General features: G+C 39.8%; 25 protein-coding genes. 11 read left to right on the forward strand and 14 right to left on the reverse strand.

The features are described from left to right. Positions 1–217: 217 nt before the first annotated feature. Positions 218–2425 (reverse strand): transglycosylase domain-containing protein, encoded by a 2208-nt coding sequence (locus ACFQ19_RS06840; RefSeq protein WP_379591331.1) that lies wholly within the window; start codon positions 2423–2425, stop codon positions 218–220. 188 nt (positions 2426–2613) lie between these two features. Here ACFQ19_RS06840 and ACFQ19_RS06845 point away from each other — a divergent pair, with 188 nt between their 5' ends. Continuing rightward, positions 2614–3111 carry an antibiotic biosynthesis monooxygenase family protein gene (locus ACFQ19_RS06845; RefSeq protein ID WP_379591332.1) on the forward strand — a complete coding sequence of 166 codons (498 nt, stop codon included), beginning with the start codon at positions 2614–2616 and terminating at the stop codon, positions 3109–3111. Positions 3112–3215: 104 nt separating this feature from the next. On the opposite strand, the gene ACFQ19_RS06850 is transcribed toward ACFQ19_RS06845, so the two are convergent. Continuing rightward, positions 3216–3863 carry a phosphatase PAP2 family protein gene (locus ACFQ19_RS06850; protein WP_379591333.1) on the reverse strand — a complete coding sequence of 216 codons (648 nt, stop codon included), beginning with the start codon at positions 3861–3863 and terminating at the stop codon, positions 3216–3218. Positions 3864–4079: 216 nt separating this feature from the next. Between ACFQ19_RS06850 and ACFQ19_RS06855 the strand changes: the two genes are divergently transcribed. Continuing rightward, positions 4080–5255, forward strand: coding sequence for a M20 family metallopeptidase (locus tag ACFQ19_RS06855; RefSeq protein ID WP_379591334.1), 1176 nt, complete (start codon positions 4080–4082; stop codon positions 5253–5255). 43 nt (positions 5256–5298) lie between these two features. Here ACFQ19_RS06855 and ACFQ19_RS06860 read toward each other — a convergent pair whose 3' ends face one another. Continuing rightward, positions 5299–6519, reverse strand: a complete 1221-nt coding sequence (locus tag ACFQ19_RS06860; protein WP_379591335.1) for an ABC transporter permease — start codon at positions 6517–6519, stop codon at positions 5299–5301. Beyond that, the gene (locus tag ACFQ19_RS06865; protein WP_379591336.1) at positions 6512–7255 is read right to left on the reverse strand and encodes an ABC transporter ATP-binding protein; all 744 of its coding nucleotides are present in this window, start codon (positions 7253–7255) and stop codon (positions 6512–6514) included. The genes ACFQ19_RS06860 and ACFQ19_RS06865 overlap by 8 nt, the downstream gene beginning before the upstream one ends. Before the next feature lie 242 nt (positions 7256–7497). On the opposite strand from ACFQ19_RS06865, the gene ACFQ19_RS06870 reads away from it, so the two are divergent. From ACFQ19_RS06870 to ACFQ19_RS06890, 5 genes are all read left to right on the forward strand, one after another. Next, positions 7498–7929, forward strand: coding sequence for an HIT family protein (locus ACFQ19_RS06870; RefSeq protein WP_379591337.1), 432 nt, complete (start codon positions 7498–7500; stop codon positions 7927–7929). Positions 7930–8046: 117 nt separating this feature from the next. Continuing rightward, on the forward strand, positions 8047–8565 hold the full coding sequence (locus ACFQ19_RS06875) for a tryptophan transporter (RefSeq protein WP_379591338.1): 519 nt from the start codon (positions 8047–8049) through the stop codon (positions 8563–8565). Positions 8566–8852: 287 nt separating this feature from the next. Further along, entirely contained in the window at positions 8853–9224 is a 372-nt protein-coding gene (locus ACFQ19_RS06880) for a YtxH domain-containing protein (protein WP_379591339.1), read from the forward strand. 140 nt (positions 9225–9364) lie between these two features. Next, positions 9365–9550, forward strand: coding sequence for a hypothetical protein (locus ACFQ19_RS06885; protein ID WP_379591340.1), 186 nt, complete (start codon positions 9365–9367; stop codon positions 9548–9550). Between the two features lie 115 nt (positions 9551–9665). Beyond that, positions 9666–10583, forward strand: a complete 918-nt coding sequence (locus ACFQ19_RS06890) for a peptidylprolyl isomerase (RefSeq protein WP_379591341.1) — start codon at positions 9666–9668, stop codon at positions 10581–10583. Between the two features lie 153 nt (positions 10584–10736). Here the strand turns inward: ACFQ19_RS06890 and ACFQ19_RS06895 are convergent, their stop codons facing one another. The 7 genes from ACFQ19_RS06895 to ACFQ19_RS06925 form a co-directional block, all read right to left on the reverse strand. Then, the gene (locus tag ACFQ19_RS06895) at positions 10737–10913 is read right to left on the reverse strand and encodes a sporulation YhaL family protein (protein ID WP_379591342.1); all 177 of its coding nucleotides are present in this window, start codon (positions 10911–10913) and stop codon (positions 10737–10739) included. 82 nt (positions 10914–10995) lie between these two features. Next, entirely contained in the window at positions 10996–11940 is a 945-nt protein-coding gene (yhaM, locus tag ACFQ19_RS06900) for a 3'-5' exoribonuclease YhaM (RefSeq protein WP_379591343.1), read from the reverse strand. 27 nt (positions 11941–11967) lie between these two features. Beyond that, positions 11968–14910, reverse strand: a complete 2943-nt coding sequence (locus ACFQ19_RS06905) for an AAA family ATPase (RefSeq protein ID WP_379591344.1) — start codon at positions 14908–14910, stop codon at positions 11968–11970. Next, on the reverse strand, positions 14907–16121 hold the full coding sequence (locus ACFQ19_RS06910) for a metallophosphoesterase family protein (RefSeq protein WP_379591345.1): 1215 nt from the start codon (positions 16119–16121) through the stop codon (positions 14907–14909). The genes ACFQ19_RS06905 and ACFQ19_RS06910 overlap by 4 nt, the downstream gene beginning before the upstream one ends. Before the next feature lie 860 nt (positions 16122–16981). After that, the gene (locus ACFQ19_RS06915) at positions 16982–17284 is read right to left on the reverse strand and encodes a metal-sensing transcriptional repressor (RefSeq protein WP_379591346.1); all 303 of its coding nucleotides are present in this window, start codon (positions 17282–17284) and stop codon (positions 16982–16984) included. Between the two features lie 134 nt (positions 17285–17418). Beyond that, positions 17419–18672, reverse strand: coding sequence for an ABC transporter permease (locus tag ACFQ19_RS06920; RefSeq protein ID WP_379591347.1), 1254 nt, complete (start codon positions 18670–18672; stop codon positions 17419–17421). Continuing rightward, positions 18665–19561 (reverse strand): ABC transporter ATP-binding protein, encoded by an 897-nt coding sequence (locus ACFQ19_RS06925; protein ID WP_379591348.1) that lies wholly within the window; start codon positions 19559–19561, stop codon positions 18665–18667. The genes ACFQ19_RS06920 and ACFQ19_RS06925 overlap by 8 nt, the downstream gene beginning before the upstream one ends. Positions 19562–19747: 186 nt before the next feature. Here ACFQ19_RS06925 and ACFQ19_RS06930 point away from each other — a divergent pair, with 186 nt between their 5' ends. Continuing rightward, on the forward strand, positions 19748–19933 hold the full coding sequence (locus tag ACFQ19_RS06930) for a YhzD family protein (protein WP_379591349.1): 186 nt from the start codon (positions 19748–19750) through the stop codon (positions 19931–19933). A gap of 47 nt (positions 19934–19980) precedes the next feature. Here ACFQ19_RS06930 and ACFQ19_RS06935 read toward each other — a convergent pair whose 3' ends face one another. Next, entirely contained in the window at positions 19981–20337 is a 357-nt protein-coding gene (locus ACFQ19_RS06935) for a YlbF family regulator (RefSeq protein WP_379591350.1), read from the reverse strand. Positions 20338–20480: 143 nt separating this feature from the next. Here ACFQ19_RS06935 and ACFQ19_RS06940 point away from each other — a divergent pair, with 143 nt between their 5' ends. Beyond that, on the forward strand, positions 20481–21380 hold the full coding sequence (locus ACFQ19_RS06940; protein WP_379591351.1) for a PucR family transcriptional regulator: 900 nt from the start codon (positions 20481–20483) through the stop codon (positions 21378–21380). 110 nt (positions 21381–21490) lie between these two features. Then, positions 21491–22588 carry an ABC transporter ATP-binding protein gene (locus tag ACFQ19_RS06945; protein ID WP_379591352.1) on the forward strand — a complete coding sequence of 366 codons (1098 nt, stop codon included), beginning with the start codon at positions 21491–21493 and terminating at the stop codon, positions 22586–22588. 81 nt (positions 22589–22669) lie between these two features. On the opposite strand, the gene ACFQ19_RS06950 is transcribed toward ACFQ19_RS06945, so the two are convergent. Then, complete coding sequence (locus ACFQ19_RS06950; RefSeq protein ID WP_080874058.1) at positions 22670–22867, reverse strand: alpha/beta-type small acid-soluble spore protein; 198 nt, start codon at positions 22865–22867, stop codon at positions 22670–22672. 225 nt (positions 22868–23092) lie between these two features. Continuing rightward, complete coding sequence (gene fumC, locus ACFQ19_RS06955; protein ID WP_379591353.1) at positions 23093–24478, reverse strand: class II fumarate hydratase; 1386 nt, start codon at positions 24476–24478, stop codon at positions 23093–23095. Positions 24479–24641: 163 nt separating this feature from the next. Between fumC and ACFQ19_RS06960 the strand changes: the two genes are divergently transcribed. Next, complete coding sequence (locus ACFQ19_RS06960; RefSeq protein WP_379591354.1) at positions 24642–25553, forward strand: zinc dependent phospholipase C family protein; 912 nt, start codon at positions 24642–24644, stop codon at positions 25551–25553. Positions 25554–25596: the final 43 nt, after the last annotated feature.

Below are 25596 nucleotides of genomic sequence, written 5' to 3' on the forward strand. Positions count from 1 at the left end.
TTTAAAGCTCTCCCAATGTCCCTGTTCATCAAATAAGATGCGTTTTAGAATGTTCGTCTCCATACATTAAATCTACCACAGTGTTTCACACTGTGGTAGATTTAAATTTATATACTTTCTTATCTTTCTAAGAAAATACTTCTTATAAAACAAGTCTTCATTTAATGGGAGTTCTACAGGCACTTCTTCGTACTAGTGCAAGTGTATTTGCGCTATATCAGAAAAAGGATACAGAGGCAGAATGAGAACCTTCCATATCTGTAATCGGATCGACTGGGACTACATAGTATGTTTCATTGCGGAACCAGACGTCATCTACAATAAATTCGTTCTCTCCTTCTACTTCTCCTACTAATTCATCATTGCCCTCTTCTTCTTTATATACACGGTAGATAACGCGATCATCTGTCGAACCTTCCCAAGTCAACTTTCCTTTCACCATGGCAAATCCGCCGAAAGTATAGCTTGCATCCACATTTTCAATATCCGGTAAATCAATTGGTTCTGGTAAAGCTTCTACTCCCTCTGGCATTTCAAAGGAAGCCGTAAGTCCGGAACCGGTCTGATTGTCTATATCTGTCAAGATTTTTTTCGTTAAGGATGTCGGATAAGAGCTTCCGCCTGTAAGATAATGTTCTTCATCTGATTGGTCATATCCCATCCACATTGCCGTTACATAATCTGGCGAATATCCTACAAACCAGGCATCTTTTGACGCTCCATCCACTAAAGGATGCTGCGTTGTTCCTGTTTTCCCTGCAAGTTCTTTACCGTAGGATCCTGCAGTCGCAGTTCCTGTCCGGACAGTCTCTTTCAGCATTTCTGTTATATCCCAGGCAACCTGCGGCGTAAAGACTTCTTCCTTATTTGTTTCAGACTCGTAAATCACTTCGTCGTTACGATCTTGTATTTCGGCAATCGCTGTTGCTTTGGACATCTCGCCATTGTCAGCAAAGGACTGATAACTTTGCGCCATTTGCAGCGGTGTAACACCTTTCTCTAATCCGCCTAATGCTATAGACAATCCTTTATCATCAATTGGCATGCCCATTTTTTCGAGATAGGATTTTGAATTATCTACACCGATCTCATCAAGCAGCCAAACTGCAGATGTATTTGTCGATTCCACAATGGCCTGGTAAATGGTAATGTTATTTTTATACTCTCCATTGGCATTGGTTACTTCATATTCTTCCATATATTGATCAGGAATAACGGTATACGGATTATACGTATCTTCCTGCATCAATGCGGGTCCATATACGGATACCGGTTTAAAGGTTGACCCCGGCTGCCGCTCGACATTCGCCCGGTTTAAATCACCAAAATGATATTCGCGCCCGCCGATAGCTGTGACAATGTGGCCGTTATCCTTGTCCAGCATCACAAAAGCTCCTTCCGTTCCTTCTGTATTACCTGGGAAAAACGCATCTTCCTGGAAGTTCTGATAGGCAATCTGCTGATAATCATCATCCATATAAACGGTTATATCGTAGCCTCCGCTTTGCAGTTCATTAAATGTTAAATCATGTTCTTCTGCCGCTTCTTTAATAGCAATATCCACATAACTGTCAACCCACGGATTGTCTTCTCTTTCTTCCTCTGTCTGATTGATTCCCAACCCTTTATCCTGCTCTTGCTGAAGCGTTTCTTCATCTATGAATCCAGCTGATTCCATTGTATTCAGGACGATATTTCGCCTTTCAGCTGCTTTTTCCGGATGATTGATCGGGGAATACCCATTAGGCGCCTTCATCATTCCTGCGAGCAGCGCCCCTTCCGACACACTTAAATCACCTACGTCTTTGGAAAAGAAATGTTCAGAAGCTTTTTGAAGCCCGTACATTCCCTCGCCGAAATAAGCCTGATTGACGTATAGTTCCAATATGTCATCTTTACTTAAACGCCGCTCCAAATAAAGGGAAGCCATCATTTCTTTTATTTTTCTAGACCACGCTTTATCATTGGATAGAAACAGGTTTTTCGACAATTGCTGTGTAATTGTACTGCCGCCTTCTGCTTTACTTCTAGTTATAATATCACGGTAAACAGCTCTGCCGATAGATTGCAGGTCAACACCCTGGTGCTCATAAAAACGGCGATCCTCCACGGCAACAAATGCCTGCAAGACATGGTCGGGGATATGCTCTGACGAAACATATTCTCTGTTTTCATTATATAATGATCGGATTACTTCCCCGTCTTCCGTACGGATCGTTGTTGTCAAATCCAGCTGTAAATCCTCTTCATCAGCTATCATTTTTCCGCCTAAAATAAGCAGTCCATAACCGCTTAACAACAAAAGAAAAACTGCAGCAATGGCAATTCCCAGCCATTTTATTCTTTGCCGGAACAAATTCTTTTGATTTTTTCTTCTTTCGTTTCTTCTTTCGTTTCTTTGTTCCGTTCTTTTTTCTGTACTCATAAGCTCACCTCAAGTAGCATATACCCTTTTATTATACGTTATTCTTTTCTATTGATAAAGAATGGACACACCTAAATTACGTCAATATCCGACAGATGTAAATTGTTTTCAATATTATTTGTATTTATGTACAATCTAATTATAGAAGATAATGTTCATGAGTGGTTGATAAATGAAGGAGGATTTTGATGAAGGCATTTATGTCAAGAGGAACAATCAATTTTTTGGAAAAATTGGAGCAAAAACATACTGATATCGATTTTTACTTTATTGCCAGTGATGATGGCGGCATTGCCTATTATGAAAACAGTTCTAAAAATATATTTTCAGCCGGACAATCGTTTGAGGTATTAAAATCGGTTGGCGAATTATCCAAACAGGGGTATGTAGTTATGAATCATCTCCCGGTATCTGAGGACAGCAGTTCCGCTTTTGAATATCGTATGAAACACAACGACAGCGGTATTGAAGAAATGGAAGGTTTTCAGGCATGGCGTTTTCTTCGCCAGGAAAAAACAAGCAAATATGTCGTTTTGACACAATGGAGATCATTTTCCGACTTTGAGAACTGGAAAAATTCCGATCAATTTAAAAAAGCACATGAGTCCCAAAAGGCAAAACAGCCGAGCTATTTTATGGAACGGCCGTTTGTTATTACAGGTCATATGCACGAAAAAGAAGAATAATATGTCGTTCATGCAAAAGGTTGTCCCCTTGCGGACAGCCTTTTTATGCTTTCAAATAAAATAACCATTTCCCAAGCAAGGCAGAAAAGGCTTTACGTGAATTTTCAGGAATCTGTTCTTTGCTTCAAATCCGGCATTCGTTGATCCAAGTATATATAAGCGTAAAGAATCGCAAAACCAATCGTAAATCCGGCGATAACATCTGTAATATAATGCACATTGATAAAAAAACGGCTGATTCCAATCAAACAGACGAGTGTTCCAAACAATAACTGCACAATCCATTTTAATTTTCCCGAACGTATTTTTTTACATAGGAAATAAGCCATCAGTCCATAACAAACCATCGAAATCATACTATGCCCGGACGGAAAACTAAATCCCTCTGCATTCAATGCAACAGAAATACTCGGCCTTTCCCTGGCTACCAGCTGTTTTATAAACACATTGAAAAAATGCGCAAATAAAGACCCTGCTAAGAGCAATAGCGCCGGATACCAATGCTTGTATAGAAAGATGAAAAAAACAGCTGCCGCTATCGCAATAGGAATCAATACATGAGACGATCCCATTTCAGTTATTACTCTAAAAAATTGATAAGTTGCCGATCCATGGACAAGCGGAACAATTTCACCTGTCCACTGGTCTAAATACGGTAATATATCCCGTTTTATTTGGATTACCCAAAAAATACTTAGCAGAAAAGCTACCATCCATACACAGGATAAAATAGCTGCTGATTTATTTTTCATCCAATCTCCCTTTCCTCTATCTTTTTGAAACTAAACAGATTTGAAACCAATTATTGTGAAAAGCCATTTTTTTGCTAGCGCATGGTTCCATTATTTCGAGAAATGAAATATTTCATTCTACAGGTTCTTTCATAAATGATATAATAGAATACATGTAGAATAACATGAATGACCAGATTATTCTTCATGTATTAACAAAATTTAAGAGGTGATCCAATGTTATCAGCTATTCATTCACGTCTTGATAACACATACGAAGAGATGGTTGACATCCGTCGATATTTACATCAGCATCCGGAATTGTCATTCCAGGAAACAGAAACAGCTAAATACATTGCAAATTATTATGATGATTTAGGTATTCCCTATGAAAAAAATGTCGGCGGAAATGGGGTTGTAGCCACTTTGAAAGGAGCAAAACCCGGTAAAACGGTTGCTTTCCGTGCCGATTTTGATGCCCTCCCCATACAAGATGAAAAAGATGTTCCTTATAAATCGCAAGTTCCCGGCGTTATGCACGCTTGCGGCCATGATGGACACACAGCAACCTTGCTTACATTCGCTAAAGTCATGCAGCAATTCCAAAATGAATTAGAAGGAACGATTGTTTTTATTCATCAGCACGCAGAAGAATATGCCCCTGGAGGCGCGAAGCCTATTATTGAAGCAGGTGCTTTAAAAGATGTAGATGCCGTATTTGGCACCCACTTATGGGCCCCGTTACCGCTTGGCAGTATTTATTCTGCTCCCCAAGCTTTAATGGCTGGTACAGATCGTTTTGAAATTACAGTTCAAGGTAAAGGCGGACATGGTGCTATTCCACAGGATACACAGGACGCTATTGTCATTGGTGCGGAAGTGGTATCACAGTTTCAACAGATTGTAAGCAGACGTTTAAACCCGTTGGTATCTGCGGTTATCTCTATCGGAATCTTTGAAGCAGGCAATGCTTTTAACATTATAGCAGACCAGTCGAAATTGATTGGAACTGTCCGGCACTTTGACATCGCTGTTCAGGAAAAAATCATTCAAGAAATGGAACAAATTCTAAAAGGTATTTGTGATTCATTTGGCGCTTCTTATGAATTTAACTATATTAAAGGGTATCCGCCCGTTGTCAACCATCCAGAACAGGCAGACCTGGTTCTGGAAACTAGTAAGGATATAGATGATGTAGATGTTGCTTCGACCATAGAACCTTTAATGGTCGGCGAAGATTTTGCTTATTACCTATTAGAAAAGCCAGGCGCTTTCTTTCTCACGGGGGCGAATCTGGAAGGAAATGATTACCCGCACCATCATCCTAAATTTGATATTGATGAAAGGGCCCTGCTTACGGCCGCAAAAGCTTTCGCCAATATTTATGTATCTTATCAGGAAAAATACAATTAAAAAACAAGCTGCCGGACGGAAAAATTCCTCCCGGCAGCTTGTTTTATATTTTACCCAATTTGGGATGAACATAAAATGTGATATATGCCCAGACAAAAGCGAGACCGCCAGCTAATATTAATATACTGCCCAGCCATTCAAACTGGATAAGCAATAGAAGCGTGAAAACAATGGTTTGTATATAACCAAGTCTCCGGATAATGGTGATAACTGCTGTTCGTTTTAAATCTGGTTTCACCGGATAAAGATCCAGCCACATTTGTGTACGGTGATGATGGTAAAGGGCCATCATTTGAAACACACTTAAATAAATAAACAGAATAGCAAACAATATTTTTATCCAGACATTTGGAATAACCCAAATAAAAATACCGCCTATGACAACCAGCCGGACATACATTCCTAAGTAATCTCCGCTGCGCAGAAATGAAAGCTGGTATAAGTAATCATAAGTAGATGACTGTGCAAATGGAACCCTGCTGATAATGGGCTTGGTCAGCCACTCTCTTTTCTTGACTTTATTTTTCAAATGCGGCACATCGGCAAATAAGTTGGCAATACGGTAAAAGGATTGTAGACGCATTTGATCCTTTTCTATTAATAATTCCCAAGAAATACCCGGCTGTTTGACAGCTACCGTAAAATCATACACGATTACGAGCAGCAACAATACAATACTGATAATGGCAAATACAGCCTGCCCTTCTATCACAAAATAAGCAGTCGCCATGTTAAGCAGCGTCCGTGCGGTTAAATCAACGGTCCGTATACTTTTCTCCCGGACTTTTAACATATTCCAGTTGGCCAGCATGTTCATCCCTTTTAAAATGAGAAACAAAAGCAGCATAACGAGATAAATACTTCCTGTCCTTCCGCTGAAGCTTGCAAAATATAACGGGCCAAATGCCGCAGCTGCTAATACAAGCAAGTACATCTGAATGATAAAGCTATAAATAATACTATTTCGGAAATAGGCCCCCATCCGCTGCTCAGCAGCAATAAGAAATACCAGATCCGGTTCTTGCAGCAGTGTGCGTATCGGATTATAACTCATCAGCAAGCCTAAAACGATTCCCATAATGATGCCGGTCGGGAAGTTCGCCGGCAGCTGTTCCAGCCACTGCTGATAATAATATGCTGTCGCAGCTACGAAAAACAACATAGCAAAGGCAATATGCCCGTTAAACATGTATTTTAAATACCTGCTTAAATTCGTGACATGCGAAGATAAGCGTTTCTTATAGAGTGCATGGGAATCAAACATGGCTATCTTCCTTTGTCAACTGCACATATAGATCATCTAACGTTGCGCCCGACATTTGAAAATCTTCGCGCAGTTCTTCCAACGTTCCTTCTGCACGCAATTGTCCGTCATGCATAATAAGAAAACGGTCGCAGTACCTTTCTGCTGTCGCGAGGATATGTGTGGACATTAAGACGCCTGCCCCCTGCTTTTTCATCGAATCCATCGTCTGCAGGTATGATTGAATACCCAATGGATCCAGACCGACAAATGGCTCGTCCACGATATAAAGCGGCGGTTCAATCAGAAATGCACACATAATCATGACCTTCTGCCGCATTCCTTTAGAAAAATGCACCGGGAACCATTTCAATTTCTTCTCGAGCCGGAATTCTTTTAGAAGCTGCGGCAATCTTTGTTCAAACACCTTCTCCTCAATGCCGTAAGCCATCGCTGTTAAACGGAGATGTTCATACAGTGTCAGCTCATCATACAGGATGGGCATCTCCGGAATATATGCCATCTGATTGCGATAGGCTTCCGGATCATCCTGAAAACTTTTTCCCTGTACCTGCACCACGCCTTTTTTCGGCTGCATCAGTCCAATGATATGCTTAATGGTTGTACTTTTTCCGGCTCCGTTTAACCCAATCAGCCCGACGATTTCTCCTTTATTTAAATCAAATGAGATATCATGCAATACATTTTTGTGGGTATATCCCCCGTATAAGTTTTCAATATGTAATAAAGGATTCACCTTATTTACCTCCTTTGTTCGCTACTCTGATTTTATCATCATTCGGGAAAGATTCCAAAATGAACCGTTCTGCAAATGACGGGAACATTTGATAAGGTATAGCATTTCCCGCTTTAAAATGACAGCAGCATTCTTTTTCACACTTCTCTTAACCAGAATAATATAGATTCCTTTACTTTACCCGTTATAACTCTATACAATAGATGCAAGCATCCATTTTTAATTGATAGGAGGAACAAATGATGAAGCATGAAGATTGTATTTTTTGCAAAATTGTCGATGGTGTTATCCCATCAGCAAAAGTTTACGAGGATGATAAGGTGTATGCTTTCCTTGATATCAGTCAAGTAACCAAAGGGCATACGCTTGTTATCCCAAAAGAACACACGAAGAATATTTATGAAACGGATCCAGAAACAGCGAAAGAATTATTCAGCAGAATACCTGTTATTGCTAATGCTATTCGTGACGCTTATCAGCCGTTAGGTATGAATATACTCAATAACAACGAAGCGGCAGCCGAGCAATCTGTATTCCACCTGCACGTTCATTTAATTCCCCGTTACGGCGAAGGGGATGGCTATAAGCCAAACTGGATTACGCACACAGAAGATTATACGTCCGATGATTTGCAAGACGTAGCCAAAATTATTCACGAACAAATTCAGCAGTAAATGCAAGGAGTACTTTTTATTTTGACCAGCATTTGATATACTAACTATAACTTTCGCGGCTGGCAATAAGCGCACAGCCGGAAAGCAGAGTTTAGAAAAGCAGAGGAGAGTTAAGTGATGAAGACAAAAATTTTAACCATGCTCGCCCTTTTGGTAAGCATCGGTACCGTACTGCATTTTGTAATGCCCCCGTTATTATTCGGAGTAAAGCCTGATATGATGCTGGCGATGATGTTTTTAGGAATTATTTTATTTCCGAAATGGAATTATGTACTTCTGCTTGCATTTGCAACAGGAGCTATTTCCGCATTAACCACAGCGGCTCCGGGAGGTCAAATCGCCAATCTGATAGATAAACCACTGACGGCAGTTGCTTTCTTTCTCCTATTTTTATTAGTAGGAAAGCATCTGAATACAAAAGTAGCGGCATCTGTATTAACTTTTGTAGGAACATTGATCAGCGGCAGTATCTTTTTATCTGTTGCCTTGTTCCTCATAGGATTTATGGAAGGCGGTTTTCCAGCTCTATTTGCAGCTGTCGTACTGCCAGCAGCAGTCATGAATACCATTATGATGCTTGTTGTGTATCCGATTGTCGAGGGCATTATGAAACGAAGCAAAGTAGCTGCGGTATAAGTTAAAGAAGAAAAGCAGGTAAATAACCCGTTTTCCCTCTTTTCTTCGTCTTCCAAAACATCCGTTCCAATTAAAATGGAGCGGATGTTTTTTCTATTTTTTAAAAAGTATATTTATCATATCTTGTCCGTTTTATGTTAAACTATAGATAGTAAAAAACCTTTATACTAGCAGAAAATGATTCCATTCCCTATAATATGTATGTATCATTTGTTTTAAAAGACATGTTTAAATACATATGGTAAAAGGAAAAGGTATATGTGAAAGAAGAAAGGAGTGCGTTTCCTATGTCTAAGAAAAAATCATTAACCCTGGGATTTATTGTAGGAGCATCTGTCAGTGCCGGTATTGCACTATTAAGTACACCTGAATCAGGCAAGGATGTTCGTGGAAGAGTGGTAAGACAATCCTCCGATTTAAAAGAATTATTAATGAACTTAAAAGAAGACAGCATGCGTATTAAAGAGCAGTTGCTCCAAACTTCCAAAGAAGGTGCTGTGTTAGTCAAAGAGCTGACGGAAGAAATGCGGAAATCCGTAGAAGACTGGAAAACCGCCGTAGAACCCCAGCAAGAAAATATTCACCAGTCACTGGAACAAATTGAATCCAGCATTCGTGAATTAGAAGAAAAATTAAAAAACACCAATGCCAATCCATAAAAGAAAGCTTTTACCGGCAGTATACAGCTGGTAAAAGCTTTCTTTATTTCGGATTCTCTCGGCTTTTTCACTGTTCAACACGTTTTGTTTTTGATAAAGTTAGAGAAGTACCACTATTGTAAAGGGGCGTATATAAAACCATGGCTATCTTTTATATTATTTTTGGCTTTTTTGTATTACTTATCTTCAATGTCATGATTACTTCTTTAAGCACGAAAATGGAACTTTCCAAGCAAAAATCTCAAAGAATGGACCGGGTTACGAATATGATATTGGTAGCCATGCTCGTTTGTTCTTACCTCCGCGTCTTAAATGTGACAGTTTAATGTGATTTTTAAGTAAAAATTTGAAAATAATTATTTTAACGAAGAAAGTATGATATATTAATCATGGTAAATAATACAAAGTAACATTTGGAAAGAGTAGGAGTGTATATCAGACATGAAAAAATGGACATTAGCAGCAACCATATCAGCCAGTGTACTAGCACTAGCTGCGTGTAATTCTTCCGACGATGAAGTCGTTGCGTCTACAGATGCAGGCGATGTTACAAAAGAAGAGTTTTATGATGAATTAAAAACACGTAATGGCGAAGCAGTATTGGAAGAACTGGTTACTATCAAGGTTCTGGAAGACAATTACGAAGTAACAGACAGCCAAGTAGACGAAGAAATTGAGAACATGGAAAATGAACTGGGTGAAGAGCAGTTTGAACAAGTGGTCTCCCAACAATTTGGCAGTCAAGAAGAACTTAGAGACCTCGTTTATGTAGGAATGCTGCAAGAAGCTGCTATTTCCGAAGACATGGATATTTCAGATGAAGAACTGAAGGAGTACTATGACAGGAAAAATAGCGAAGTAGATGCCCAACATATTCTTGTACAAGATGAAGAAACAGCCAATGAAGTTAAAGAACAATTAGATGACGGAGAAGAATTTGAAGATTTGGCTTCCGAATACTCTGAGGATGAAAATGCTGAAGATGGCGGAAACTTAGGATATTTCTCTGCCGGTGAAATGGTTCCGGAATTTGAAGAAGTTGCATTCGATATGGAACCCGGCGATGTCAGTGATCCTGTAGAATCACAATTCGGTTATCACATCATTAAAGTAAATGATGTGCGCGAAAAAGAAGAGTCCATTGGCGACTTTGAAGAATTGAAAGATGAATTAAGAAGTGAATTAGTCCTTCAGCAAGCTGACCAGCAAGAAATCCAGGAAAAAGTCCAAAGTTTAATTGAAGAATCGAACGTGGACATTTCAGAAGAAGGATTAGAGGATATCTTTGAAGGCGGCGGAGAAGAAGGTCAGGGACAGCCTGCACCGCAAGAAGATCCTGAAGGTTCTTCACAAGAATAAATAAACGTACTATATTAGAAAAACAATCACTGCTTATGAATGAGCGGTGATTGTTTTTTATATGTTATCCGTCCTTTCCTAACATCAAAAACACCCTGTAATTTTTATACGAAGCACAAAAATTACAGGGTGTTTTTAATTCATCCTATTCCATCATTCTTCCCGTCTTTTCATTCGTTCTTCCTGGATTCGTTCCATGTATATTTTACCTTCGCTTTCAATAAACTGTTTATCCAGTTTTTTTTCAGCTAAAAATGCTCGTAATGCCATATATCCACTGAACAAAATCAACAGAATCACTGCAAATACCCAAATTGGAATCGAGCTCATCTTATGTCCCCCTTGTCCGCTCCTTACTAAATATATATGAACAAGTTAAAAGAAAATGACATTATCTTCACTTTGATACCATTTATTCAAAAGAAGGCTTGTAAAAAGAGCGGTTATCCATTGCAAAGAGACGTTCTGTAAATTCTCCCGGCTGAATTTTATCTAAAGCATTATCCAGCATGTTCATTTTGGCATCAATTAAATCAATGAGATGCAACAGTTCTGCCTCTTTCACCATTGGAGGTTTCGGACTCCCCCATTCTGCTTTGCCATGGTGACTTAAAATCAAGTGCTGTAAAATAAGCACCTCTTCTTTTTCTTCGACTTGCAGCTCTTTTGCCATCTCGGCTATTTCTTCGGTCATAATCGTAATATGACCGAGCAGCTTTCCTTCCAGTGTATATGTGGTGGATACCACGCCGGATAGTTCTTTTATTTTTCCGATATCATGGAGAATAATCCCTGCATAGAGCAAGTCTCTATCAATGGACGGGTACAATTCGTGCAGTTTCCGGGCAATTCCCAGCATACTGACAACATGATATGCCAGTCCGGATGCGACATCATGATGATTCTTTGCAGCAGCCGGATAAATAAGTAATTCATGCTGATATTTTTTGACAAACCCTCTGACAATCCGCTGTAAAGTGGGATTGGTCATTTCAAAAATAGCTTCTGTCAATTTTGATCCAAGTTCCTCTTTGCCTATCGGCGCCTTGCCGACAAAATCGCTTACCTGAACCTGATCTGTAGATTGGGACAAACGGATGGAATGAATACGCAACTGATTCTTGCCGCGAAATTGATTAATTTCTCCTGTCACATGAATAATCTGTTCAGCGACAAGGTTTTCTTCATCCTCTTTGGTAGCATCCCATAATTTTGCTTCTAATTCACCCGACTCGTCACGAAGCATTAACGTTAAAAATGGTTTCCCGTTACTCGTTGTTCCTTTTGTAGATTGATTAATCAATAAAAATCCTTCAAATTTATCACCGACCGTTAAATATGCAATTCCTTTTTTCATCTTATGTCTCCTTCCAAATCGCGCTTATTATGAACTGAGGTGAACGATTTCTCCATTAGCAGCTTCCGCAAAATCTTGGTGACAGGTAAATAATATTACCTGTTGATTTTCAGACAAACGTTTTAGAACCTGTTGCATTCGCTTTGTGCGGTTCTTGTCAAAATGGACCAAAGCATCGTCCATCAGAAATGGCAGCCCGGATGCTTTTGCCATCACCTCGTTAATAGCAAATCGCAAAGAAATATAGAGTTGATCTTTGGTTCCTTTCGAAAGTTCTCCGACATGAAATCGCTGTTTGTTTTTACTATTTTCCACCTGAAACGGTTTTTCATCGGTTGCTGCATATATTGTATCATATTGATTTCCAGTAATCTCTTTAAAATAGATTTGTGCTGCTTCAATCACAAGGGTCAGATATTTATCCTTATATTGATTCTTGGCAGCTAGGAGCATGCGTAAAGCCGTTTTTTGCACTGCCCATTCTTGAACCATATCTTGCAATTCTTCTTTTTCCATCGCCAGTTCATGCATATGCAAGGAGATGTCTTCTGCTGACTCCAGCTGTTCAATACGTAATTTCTGCTCTGCCAGCTGACTTTTTATTTCTTCTAACGCTTCCTCTTCCTCCGCCAATGCTAATTCAAGTTCTTTTTTATTTTTATAGGACTGGTCTGTTTCCACAGATTCCTCCATCCATTTCTGCTGCCATTTTTCCGGAAGCATCATCTGGATTCTTTCTTCTAATTCTTCTTGACGGCTGAATAGTTTATTGAAATGCTCTTTCCGCTCCTGCTTTTCAAAATAGTCTTCTTCGGACGCCGCCCCTGCAGCTTCTAACAGCTTATCCTGTTCTTCTATATAATAGTTTCTTCTCTGGTTCAGCGCTAATTGTTTATTCTCTGCATCTTTGATCAACTGATCCAGCTGCTGCATCTCATGCTGCCGCTGCTGTTCCTGCTGCTGTATATTCTCTAATATGCGCAACATCTCTTCCAAGGCGGTCTCACTGGAAAAACCGTTCTGTTCCAACCAATTCTTAACCTGGGAAGCAAACTGGTTCAGCTGCTCTTGTGTACGATCTGACTCTGTTTTCATTCGCTGTTTTTCCTTGGTAAGCTGAAGCAGTTTTTGCAGTAAATGGTAAACATCCTGCCAATAAAAAATATCGATCGATTGTAAAAACGGAAACGGTTGTTGCTGATTTACTATTCTTTCTTCTAATCGTTGTTGCCGTTTTTCCAAATCCGATTGTTTGGTTTCATTGATTTCCAGTTTACGAATCGTTTGTTGCAGAGCATCCTGTAAAGTGGAAAGGTGATGTTGCAATGATTGCTGTTCTTCTAAAATTTCCTGTGCTTCCGCATATTCTGCAGCGGTCACATCCATTTCTGGTTCTGCATGATTTTGCTGCCATTCTTCTTGCTGCTGTTTAAATGTTCTTATACTCTGCTCCTGCATATGCCGAAAATAATACACACCTATTGCTCCTGCCAGACTTAATACATATAACCAAGGCATGTTTCCGGAAAAACCAATCAGAGCAACCGTTAAAACTAGGATGATTCCGACTGCGGTACCGGTTTTCTGATGTTTTCTTTTCCCCTGCATCATTTGCTCAAGCAGCTGGTGCATGTCTTGTTGCTGCCTATCATCCTGAGGATTTCTCTGTTGGTAAACTGCTATCCGCTGTTCTAATTCCTTTACATGAACATCAGCAAGCAGTTGTTTTTCTACCTCTTTCTTTTCCTCTTCCAAGCGTGATTTTTCTTGCATCAGCTTTTCTCGCTGCTGTTTGTTATCAGTGAGATTTTCCTGGGTATACTCTTGCTCTTTCCGTATTGCTGCCCATTCTTTTTCAAGATAAAACGGCAACTCCAGCTTTTCTAATTCTTCCGTTGTTATATCGATCTGCTTTTCCTGAATCATTTCCGAAATTTCGCGTGCCTTATAATGATAGTCTGCTTCCAGGGTTTTCTGGCGTTCCATCATCAGGGTGATTTCCGCTTTTTGATTTAACAGACCCTGTAATTCTTCTTGCGCTGTATCTTCCAATGAAACAGCTTCAATTTCCTGCTTCTTCGTTATATAGGAATCTAACGTCGCTTGTTGAGAATGTATTTCCCGGTCAATTTGACTTCTATCTGCATAAATGGTTTTTACTTGCTCTTGATTATCTAAAGGAAAATCACGGACGTCTGCCAATTCTTGCAATTCCTCTGCTATGCGCAGTATTTCTTTTCGGATAGGCAGCGTATTTTCAAGCATTTTCTCTTTTTCCAACTGTTCATTAGTCTCTGCAATCTGTTCTTTTTTTCGTTTATGTTTGTTTTCCAGCGCATGCATTTTTTCTATCTGTTCTTTATATGATTTTTCCAGCTGCTTCTTTTCTTCTGTTTGTTTATCTCTGGTGCGCAGTTCTCCTAATTTCTCATTGATAACCGGTTTAGTCCCGGACGGCCGGAATCTTTTTTGCAGTTCGGTCTGCAGCTTCTTCTCTGCCTTGTAAATGGCCGCAGATCCTGTTAAACCCACACTTAGCAGTAATTCGCTGATATCCGCCTCGTTCATATCTTCCAGTACATTTACATCCTGTTCAGAAAAGGAATAAATGGATTGGAACGTTTCGGCGTTTATATTTCCCAGCAGTGATTCAAACCAGGCCGGATCTTTTTCTTCTCCCTGGTTATCAAAACACCTTAACTCTGCGGCATCCAGCCGTTCTATCCGTATCGTTCCTTCAGAAGAATGTTCGATAATCATCCTTCCGCCCAGTTTACTGCTTGTTTTCGGGCGGTAAAAATCGCATTGTTTTTTGGTCATTCCAAAAAGCATATAAATCATAAATTGATGTAAGGTTGTTTTACCGGATTCATTATCACCAAAAAGCGTTATCAAATGAGATTCAGAAAAGGAAAAGGTCTGATCAATCCATCTGCCAAAGCCGTAAATGGTTATTTCTTTTATTTTCACTTTGACCGTTCCTTTCGCAATAAGGTATGCAGCAATTTGTATGCATCTTTTTTAACAGCTTGCGCATCTTCATCAGACAAAGAAGTTAAAAACTTCCGTGCATCCTTGTGACGGTAGACTTCTTGTAATCCATCATGAATAAAGGTTGTATCCACTTCTGGTAATATATCTGTTAAAAAATCATCTGCCAGTTGATGAGATGTTTCTTCTAAAACCACCTGATGCTGATAAATATACTGCCATGGAAAAGCTTCTGTCAGCGACTCATTGATGATTTCAATCAGTTCCCGTATAAGGCCGTCTTCCGGAGAAAACGCTTCTTTCTCTTGCGCTGTTATACGCAAATAGAATAAGGTGGGCACACTATATTCCGGCAGCTGATTGATGATTGTTTTCTCTGCTTGAGAAGGCGTCAGACCATCCCGAATATCCACTTCCACTTCTTCATAACGAATGGCCTGAAGCGGTAAAAAGGTTTGCTTCACCTGATGTTTACTTAAGGTAATCAGGTAACAGCCTTTTTCTCCCGTCTCTTTCCGATGTCTTCCCTGTATATTGCCAGGGTAAAAGACTGGAGGGTTTTCAAGAAGTTGCTGCCGTTTATGAATATGGCCCAGTGCCCAATAATCCATTCCTTTGTTTACCAAATCACTTATTTGAAAAGGAGCATAATTGTCATGCTCTGTATTCGTTGCTACACTGCCATGCAGTATCGCTATATGTAACGGAAAATGCTCCTCTGTCCGCGTGTATGCTGCTGTTTTATTTTCATAGACTGCTCGATGTTCATAACTGAATCCATATATCGCTGCTGCAGCCTCGCCGTTTTTGTAAAAAGGAATCCATGTTACGGTCTCATCCGGAAATATATGTACATTATCAGGATATTCCACAGCGAAAGAATCCCCTTTCGTAAAATCATGATTCCCATAAGACAAATATACATCAATATGCTGTTCTTCTAAGCGTTCAAAAGCACGACGCAGTCTTATTTGCGCCTTGAGGCTCTGTGATTCATGATCGTATAAATCACCTGCTAATAAAACAAAGTCCACCTGATGTTCGATTGCTTTATCTACTAAATGATTCAGAGCCGTAAACGTGCTCTCTTGAATCTCTTTAAATAGATTTTCCGGCACATGCCGGAGCCCTTGAAATAAACTATCTAAATGTAAATCCGCTGCATGGATAAAAGTAACTGCAGAATTCACTGTCCCCACTCCCGCTTTCATGATACCCTTATTTTAACAGAGGAAATAACAGAATGCACGTTCTGTTACCGCACTTATTCTTCCCGCCAAAACCTTGCTATTTTTGAACAAGATATGGTATGTAGCAACCGCTCCGGCCAAGCCCTCCGCTTTCCATGGGCCCTGAGCTCAGCCTCCTCGATAAAGGAGACTTAGCGACTGGCAAGCCGTCAGGCGCAGACAGAGCTGAAGTCGCTCTTATGCCCCGCGGGTAAAAAAAGAAGTGCGCTTTTTTCCTGCGGGGTCTTCCCACTACGCTTTCCCACGACGGACAGGACGTCCTAGTGTCGGCCGTTGGTCACAGGACGTGACCGGTCTTAGCCGACTAGGAGTCTACGTGGTTGGTCTACGCTCTAATAGGATGCTACAGCGTTGCAAGAAATAATACCCTGCTCAGGTGAGATGAGGCAATCACTTTTCGCCTGAATAAACAATTAATTTGGTGTTGCAAATGGTTGATTTAGTAGTTCAAATCATGACAGCATGAATAGATAATATCAAGCATAGCTTTTATGCACAGAAAGGAATGCTTGCTGAATATTTTTACCAAGTACCACGAAAAATTCGTTCTGTCTGATCTACGTTTATTTGTTCAACTATTTCATGCATAGAACACCCCACTAGCGGAGGCGGACCGTTTTGACTCCTGAGCGGTCACCTTACACCTCACCTTCTCCTTTTCAGCTGTATAAAAGAAACAATCAACTCCTGTTCCTATGAAATAGAAGTTACTTTTAAAGTACGAAATTGAGTTATATCCTTCATGCTAAACGCACAAACAAAAAAAGCCTACCGCTTGTGTAGACTTTTATCACGTTATATTATTTTGTCATCTGGTTCAGCACGTCCATCAGTTCATCGATTGCTTCTTCGCCTTCTCCTGATTTTACGGCATCGCTGACACAATGCTTGACGTGGCGTTCTGTCACTTCAAATCCGACCCTTTTTAACGCGGAATTAATCGCGCTAATTTGGACAAGAATGTCCACACAATATCTATCTTCATCAATCATCTTTTGAATACCGCGTACTTGGCCTTCAATTCGTTTTAATCGATTCGTCATTGCTTTTTTCTCTGCATCTGTTCTTGGTGTTACAGCGTGTTCATGTAAGGAATCCATCATATCCCTCCTTTTGGTTACATTTTTAAAATACCACCCTGGTGTATTTTTGTCAAAGAAAAGACCTTTCTCGAGATGCAAAATGATTTTAAAAGTCTCCATTATTACATAAACAATGGAGACTTTCTCTATCTACTCTATTCCTTTTTCGATAACTTCATCGCCTGTTTGATATCTTTGAGAGAACCTGATTTACCATACATCAGCACGCCGCCTTTATATACTCGCGCTGCCAATGCGGCAAGTAAAACAATGGTTACCACCATAATGCCAATGGATAAACCTACCTCCCAGAAAGGAATATTCAGCATACCAATACGTAAAAACATAATCATCGGTGTAAAGAACGGAATGTAAGATGTCACCGTAATCAGCGTGGAGTCCGGCATACTTAAGCCCATCATTGCCAAGATAAATGCCACTACTATCACCATAACCATCGGCGTCACCAACTGATTCACATCTTCTATTCTGCTTACCAGTGAACCGAGCATCGCAGCTAATGTTGCATATAAGAAATAGCCTAATAAAAAGAACACTACCGCGTAAACATAGATAATCGGATCATTATTCGTTAATCCCATGACTTCAAAAAATTCGCCTGCCATCGAGCCTTCATTTGCCTGAATTGCAAAATAACCTCCTCCAAGCAGGATAATAATTTGCGTCAATCCTAAAAAGGCAATACCGATAATCTTTGCGAACATATGCATTATAGGCGGAGCACTAGAAATAAGCAGTTCCATCACACGGGAAGATTTTTCTGTTGCTACATCGGTAGCAATCATCTGTCCATAAATCAGTACCGTCATATATAAAATAAAGAGCATCGCATATACCAGCCCTCTGGACTGATTCATTTCTTCCGCTGTTCGGGCACTGTCATCGAGCTGCTCTGTCTGCAAGGTTACAGGAGCGTAGATGGTATCCAAGGTCTGCTGGTCGATTCCTGCTTCCTGCGTTCCTGTCATTACCTTCAATTGCTGCAATATCTGCTCAATCTGCACCTGTTCTCCTGTTTCAGAAATACGATTGGCATAGTATTCCCCTTCAGGCAGGTTATCTTCATCGGCAGTTACGACAAGCAGCCCGTCATATTCTTCGTCGATAACCGCTTCTTTCGCCTCTTCCTCGGTTCCTTCAAAATTCTCAAAGGAAACCCCGGCTCCTTCACTCACTCCTTCTTCCAGCAAATAATCTCCATACATTCCAGATTCATCCATGACCAGTACGTCATCCGACTCATCCTCTCCTGAAAACATATCAATGATAGAAGGTAAATTTGCCATACCAATAATAATAGTTAATGTAATCACGGTCGTAATAATAAATGATTTCGATTTTACCCTTGAAAAATAAGTATGACCAACAATCGTCCAGAATTTATTCATAAGAAGCACCTACCTTTGCAATGAAGATATCATTTAACGAAGGCTCTTCTATTTCAAATTTCCGGACAAACCCTTTGCCTTGTAATCCGGCGAAAATATCCTGCGCTGCCTGTTCATCCTCAATCTGTAATGCACATCCATCCGGCAGTTCTTTATAAGAGGCCACGCCACGATAATCCTTTAAAAATTCCATGGAAAAATCACCACGGATATTCAGATTCTTCTTTCCAAATTCTTGTTTGATTTCTCGTAATGAACCATGAACTACAGGTGTCCCTTTTTGCAAAATACAAATATGCTGGCACATTTCCTCTACGTGCTCCATCTGATGAGAAGAGAACACAATAGACGTCCCCTGGTTTTTTAAATCGAGAACGGCCTCCTTCAGCATTTCAACGTTTAACGGATCTAATCCCGAAAACGGCTCATCCAGTATCAGCAGCTTTGGTTCATGGATCACCGCAGAGATAAACTGAATTTTCTGCTGATTCCCTTTAGACAATTCCTCTACTTTTTTATCCAGATATTCCGGCACTTTAAACCGTTCCAGCCATGCATCTAATTTTTGAAGAACATCCTGCTTTTTCATTCCGCGCAGCCGACCTAAGTAAATAATTTGTTCTTTTACAGTTAATTTAGGGTATAAACCTCTTTCTTCTGGCAAATAGCCAATTAAATGGCTTTGGTTATAAGAAATCGGTCCGCCCTGCCAGGTAATATCCCCTGACGTTTGATCAAGCAATCCGAGAATCATACGAAAAGTCGTTGTTTTACCCGCACCATTTCCGCCTAAAAAGCCAAACATTTCACTTTCCGGGATTTCTAGAGACAAATGGTCAACGGCCGTATGATTTCCGAAGCGCTTAGTTACATTTGATAATTTTAGCACATACCTCTCTCCCTTCCTTTTGTAATACGTGGCACCATCAAAAAAGTTTCAATGGTTATTTCTTCTTTTATCCTCTTCATCATATATGCTGCAATGAAAATTAACAATGCCCATTTTCATTGCAGCATTTTTCTCCTTGTTTTACAATAAGTTTATGAAACGGTTTCAAGTTAAGGAGGCTATATGATGGTCGCATATTATTTGACGGTATTTTCAAAAGATGGCGAGAAATTGCTTGATGAGCATTTTGATGCTTCAGCAGATACAGAAGCAAAGCACATTGGAACAGCGATACTTGAGGAAAAAGGATACTTGGATTACACACATCGTTGTGTCAGTCCAAGTGCAAAATTGGTTCTTTTTCATCGTTAAAAAACCCCGCTGCTGCTAAAAAGCAGCGTCGGGGTTTTACATTTTCATTATTCGTTCGATTCATTCGCACCATAGAGTTCTTCTAATGGTTTGGTAATCGTTTGTGAAACTTCATTAATCACATTGTTTAACTTTTGTTCTTCTTCCATGAGTCTAGAGATTGCCTCATGTTGTTGAACTGTTTCAACAATCTGTCTTGCTTGTTCAATTTCCTCTTCAGGAATATCTACGCCTTGCATATGTTTTTCCTGAAGGTTTAGTTGTGTTTCACGAAAGTTTTCAAACATTTGCTTGGCAACTTCGTCAGCCATTACTGCTTCATAAGCTTGTTTTAGATCTTGAAATTCTTGGCTTTCACGTAGTGCTTGTTCTAATTGATTTGCTTGTTCTTGTAAATTTGCCATTAAATTAACTCCTCCTTCATTGTCTCTTGCTACTATAACAAAGCTGTCAGCGTATGTATAGCCATATCTATTCAACAAATATAAGAAACCACAACAAGGAATGTTTTGATTGTTCTTATATACATAAAAAAGGAGATGACACATTGCATTTACAACGATTAAAAAAGCTGTTTCCAAGCTTGATAGAACTTTCCAAAGTACAACAAACTGTCGATCCGGATTTTCAATGGTATCAATTAGATAATAAAATTATAGGCATCGACATAAAAGAATTAACTGAAAAAGACCAAATGCTCTTAGGTACTTTTCTAATTCCTTACCATATAGAATTACCTGAAAAAACATGGAAAGAAAAAGAATGGCAATCACGAATCCAAACACAACAAGATAAAAACTTAGGAAAAGACGGACGGTACCGTTTTATTTTCTTCCAAATTGAAAAAGGACAGATGGATACAACCATTTTTAAGAAAACACTGCAGGCCTTTTTTAAAGATGACGTATCGATTCTCTGGAACAACCCTAAGCAAGGGTTTATTATCGAAGACAAAAACAGCTTACCAGAGGAAGATATCACCTATCACCATATTGCAGATACCTTTATGGGGGAATTATATGTAAAACTCACCTTTCTCATCGGTCCCTATCTAGAAAATGATAAAAATTTGGCTGATTATACAGACCAACTGATACAAATGGCAGAGCTGGCCATTCCCAAAACGGATCATGCTGTCGTGGATTATAGTGAAATCTATCCTTTGTTCCTTGTCGGAAAACTCCATGTAAATGAACGGCACCTGGTAAGCGACTGGATTTTAAAGGAGTTTCAGAGTGATTCAGAAGCTTTGGAAACGATGCGCATGTTTATCCAATGTAATTTAAATGTTTCAGAAACAGCTAAAAAACTTTATATTCACCGAAACAGTTTACAGTATCGGCTAGATAAATTTCACGAAAGTACAGGCATGGATATAAAGCAATTCGATAAAGCTTTCACGGTTTATTTAGCCATTTTGGCAAACATGCACAATAGCGATACATAATTTTATGCAATACCTCCATATGATTTTTACCGCTTTTTCCGTACACTGAAAACAGTTAATAAAAACGCTTTCACGAATTTATATTTACGTAAAACTTAGGAGGAAAATACATGGCAGAATTAAAACTGGATCATATTCAAAAAGTATATGGAAAAGATGTTTTAGCGGTAGAGGATTTTAACTTGCATATTCAGGACAAGGAATTCATTGTATTTGTCGGCCCGTCCGGTTGTGGAAAATCAACTACCCTCCGTATGATTGCCGGCTTAGAAGAAATATCTGGCGGAGAATTATTTATTAATGATACGTTAATGAATGATGTTTCCCCCAAAGATCGTGATATTGCGATGGTGTTCCAAAACTATGCTTTATACCCGCATATGAATGTATATGATAATATGGCTTTTGGACTTAAACTGCGAAAATTTAAAAAAGAAGAAATTAAAGAACGTGTTGATCAAGCGGCTAAAATCTTAGGATTGGAAGCATACTTAGACAGAAAACCGAAAGCATTATCCGGCGGACAAAGACAGCGTGTGGCATTAGGTCGTGCGATTGTCCGGGATGCAAAAGTTTTCTTAATGGATGAGCCATTATCCAACTTAGACGCCAAATTACGTGTGCAAATGCGCGCAGAAATTCAAAAACTGCATCAGCGTCTGCAAACCACAACGATTTATGTAACCCATGACCAGACTGAAGCGATGACAATGGCGACACGATTAGTGGTAATGAAGGATGGTATTATCCAGCAGGTCGGTGCGCCGAAAGAGGTATATGATTCTCCGGAAAACATATTTGTCGGCGGTTTTATCGGTTCCCCATCAATGAACTTTTTTACTGGTACCTTGGAAGGGGATAAATTTATAATTGGTGATAATTCTTTTCTCATTCCGCAGCCCAAGCTTAAACCTTTAAAAGATCAGGGATATGAAGGAAAAGAGCTGGTTATCGGGGTACGGCCTGAAGATATTCACGATGAATTAGTGTTTTTAGAAGCATCCGCTGAGTCCAAACTGACAGCAAAAATTGAAGTTGCTGAGCTCATGGGAGCGGAGTCTATTCTCTATTCCAATATCAATGGCCAGGAATTTGTTGCACGTGTAGATTCCCGGGCAGATATAAACGGCGGAGACAGTCTGGAACTTTCCTTTGATATGCCTAAAGTCCACTTCTTCGACAAAGATAATGAGCATCGGATACGTTAATAAGTGTATTGCCTTTATATTGGTAAAGGGGAGCTTATGATAAGCTCCCCTTTTTAGCCAGTAATATTTTGTTTAATAAAATTATTGACCATGATGCATTTGTTGTTGAGCAGTTTGAACAAGACGTTTTGTGATTTCTCCGCCTACAGAACCGTTTGCACGGGAAGTTGAATCTGCACCAAGATTCACACCAAATTCTTGAGCAATTTCGTATTTCATTTGATCAAGAGCCTGTTGAACTCCAGGTACTACTAATTGGTTTGAGTTGTTGTTTGCCATAGTTATCACCTCCTGTACACCTATCATCTGCAATTTCACCGATCTTATGATAGTTAATTATTGGTAATAACTATGGCAACTTTTCAATGTACAGCGCATGATGCGGTCTTATCCTGTTTCTCCCGATTTTAACAGACCGTTTTTTGTTTCCTTTTTTAGTATGCGAGCAAACATGTATAACCAAAAAACTGCCGGATATCACCGATCCGGCAGTTTTTCGTTTAGTTATTTTGGATACGTCATTTCTTCTGGTTTAACATATTCCTCAAATTGTTCTGCTGTTAATAGTCCCAGTTTTACGGCTGTATCTTTTAACGTAGCATTGTCTGCAAACGCTGTTTTAGCAATTTTTGCTGCATTTTCATAGCCGATATGCGGATTTAATGCAGTGACCAGCATCAAGGAGTCCCGCAAATTCTTTTCAATATTTTCTAGATTTGCTTCAATTCCGGCTGCACAACGTTCATCAAAGGACAATATACTATCCGCTAATAATTGGCTGGATTGCAAGAAATTATATGCAATCACCGGCTTGAATACATTTAACTCAAAATTCCCCTGACTCGCTGCAAAACCAATTGCTGCATCATTTCCCATTACTTGAGTAGCAACCATGGTCACGGCTTCACTTTGTGTCGGATTCACTTTGCCTGGCATGATAGAGCTTCCCGGTTCGTTTGCCGGAATGGCAATTTCTCCGATTCCGCAGCGCGGACCGCTTGCTAACCAGCGTACATCATTCGCAATTTTCATCATATCTGCTGCCAGTCCTTTTAAGGCACCATGTGCATATACTGTTTCGTCATGGCTTGTCAATGAATGAAATTTATTTTCTGCAGAGATGAATGTTTTTCCGGTGTACGCTGAAATAGCTTCACATACTTTTACTGAAAAGTCTGGATGAGCATTTAAACCAGTTCCTACCGCTGTTCCGCCGATAGCCAGCTCACGCAGATGCTCATTGCTTTCTTTAATCATGGTATAGGATTTTTCCAGCATACGGTGCCAGCCGCTGATTTCTTGCCCGAGTGTTAATGGCGTTGCATCCTGCAAATGGGTACGGCCAATTTTAACAATATCAGCGAACTTCTTCTGCTTTTCATCCAGTGTGTTCGAGAGTTGCTTGACAGCAGGAAGAACCGTGTCCTCCAGCTTTAATACAGCTGCTACATGCATGGCAGTAGGATATGTATCATTCGAACTCTGCGACTTGTTTACATCGTCATTAGGATGCAGTTTTAATTCGCTGCCCTTCTCATTGAGCCACTCATTTCCAACGTAAGCCAGTACTTCATTGACATTCATATTGGATTGTGTACCGCTTCCAGTTTGCCAAACGACTAATGGAAAGTGGTCATTTAATTTATCTGATAATACTTGGTCCGCAGCGTATTTAATCGCTTCTGCTTTTTCTTCTTCCATTAATCCTAATTCAAAGTTAGCAACCGCTGTACTTCTTTTCAGAATTGCAAACGCTTTAATGATTTCGACAGGCATGGTTTCCTGACCAATCGGGAAGTTCTGCTTACTGCGCTGTGTTTGTGCTCCCCAAAATTTGTCTGCTGGTACGTTGATTTCCCCAATAGTATCTTTTTCTATACGATAATCCATCTTAACTCCTCCTTGAAACTTTTCCTTGAATCCCTTTCTAGTGTATCAAATTTTTTAATTTATTTCGATTTCTTTTTCATGATATAATACAGCAATAATTACTTTTCCGAAAATTATCTTCATTTTTTGCGTATTTCAATTTGAAAGAAAGGAGGAATGCATTATGCCGAATATTTGGACACATATTTTTTTCGCAGAAGATGTTTGTAATGCGCTGTCCTGCGAGTCGCATCATTCCGATTATCGATATACGCTGTTTTTGGGAGCACAGGGGCCTGATCCTTTCTTTTATTACCGATTTTGGCCTTGGCTGTCGAATAATACTGGGAAGGATATCGGCAATGCCCTCCACACAAAACAATGCGGTCCTTTTCTGATGCACCTGATTGAAAGCGCTGGTAAACAATCCGATGAAACAAAGGTTTATGTTATGGGCTTTATCACGCATCATTTATTAGACCGTCATACACACCCTTATATCCATTACCGGGCGGGTTATCAAGGCAGCAAACATCAAAAATTGGAAACCATCATTGATACTATTTGGGCATTCCGCACTCGTAAAATGGAGCTTTGGAAACATCCAGCATATGCAGAGATAAATGTCGGTAATCCTTTACCCGCATCCATTTTGTACTTGCTGGATGACAGTATCCGCAAATTTTATCCTGCTTTGTCTTTTCAAATGCAAGACATCCAAACCGCTTATCAGGATATGATTACTGCCCAAAAACTGTTTGCTGATCCGGACGGGTGGAAAAATAAAATCTTAAAACCGTTTATCAGCTCTTATTCTCATCAGCCTGTCAATACATCGATCGATTATCTGAATGAAGCAAAAAAACCTTGGATGCATGCAGCTACAGGAGAGGTGCGTCAAGAAAGTTTTGCCGAATTATACGAGGACGCCTTCCATGATGCAGTCAGTTTATTGCCGCTTGTTGCGGATTATTGGAAGGAAGGCGGAACTTCTGTATATGAACAGCTCTCCCGCCGAATCGGCAATATTTCATATGATACAGGAACGCCTTTGGCAAATCAGGACAGCAACCGTTTCAGTGTTCCGATTGTATGATAGAAAAAGCACATGCTCAAGTCTCATCACTGGCAGCATGTGC

Source organism: Oceanobacillus locisalsi (assembly GCF_042675985.1).
In the GTDB taxonomy this organism is placed as follows: domain Bacteria; phylum Bacillota; class Bacilli; order Bacillales; family Amphibacillaceae; genus Oceanobacillus; species Oceanobacillus locisalsi.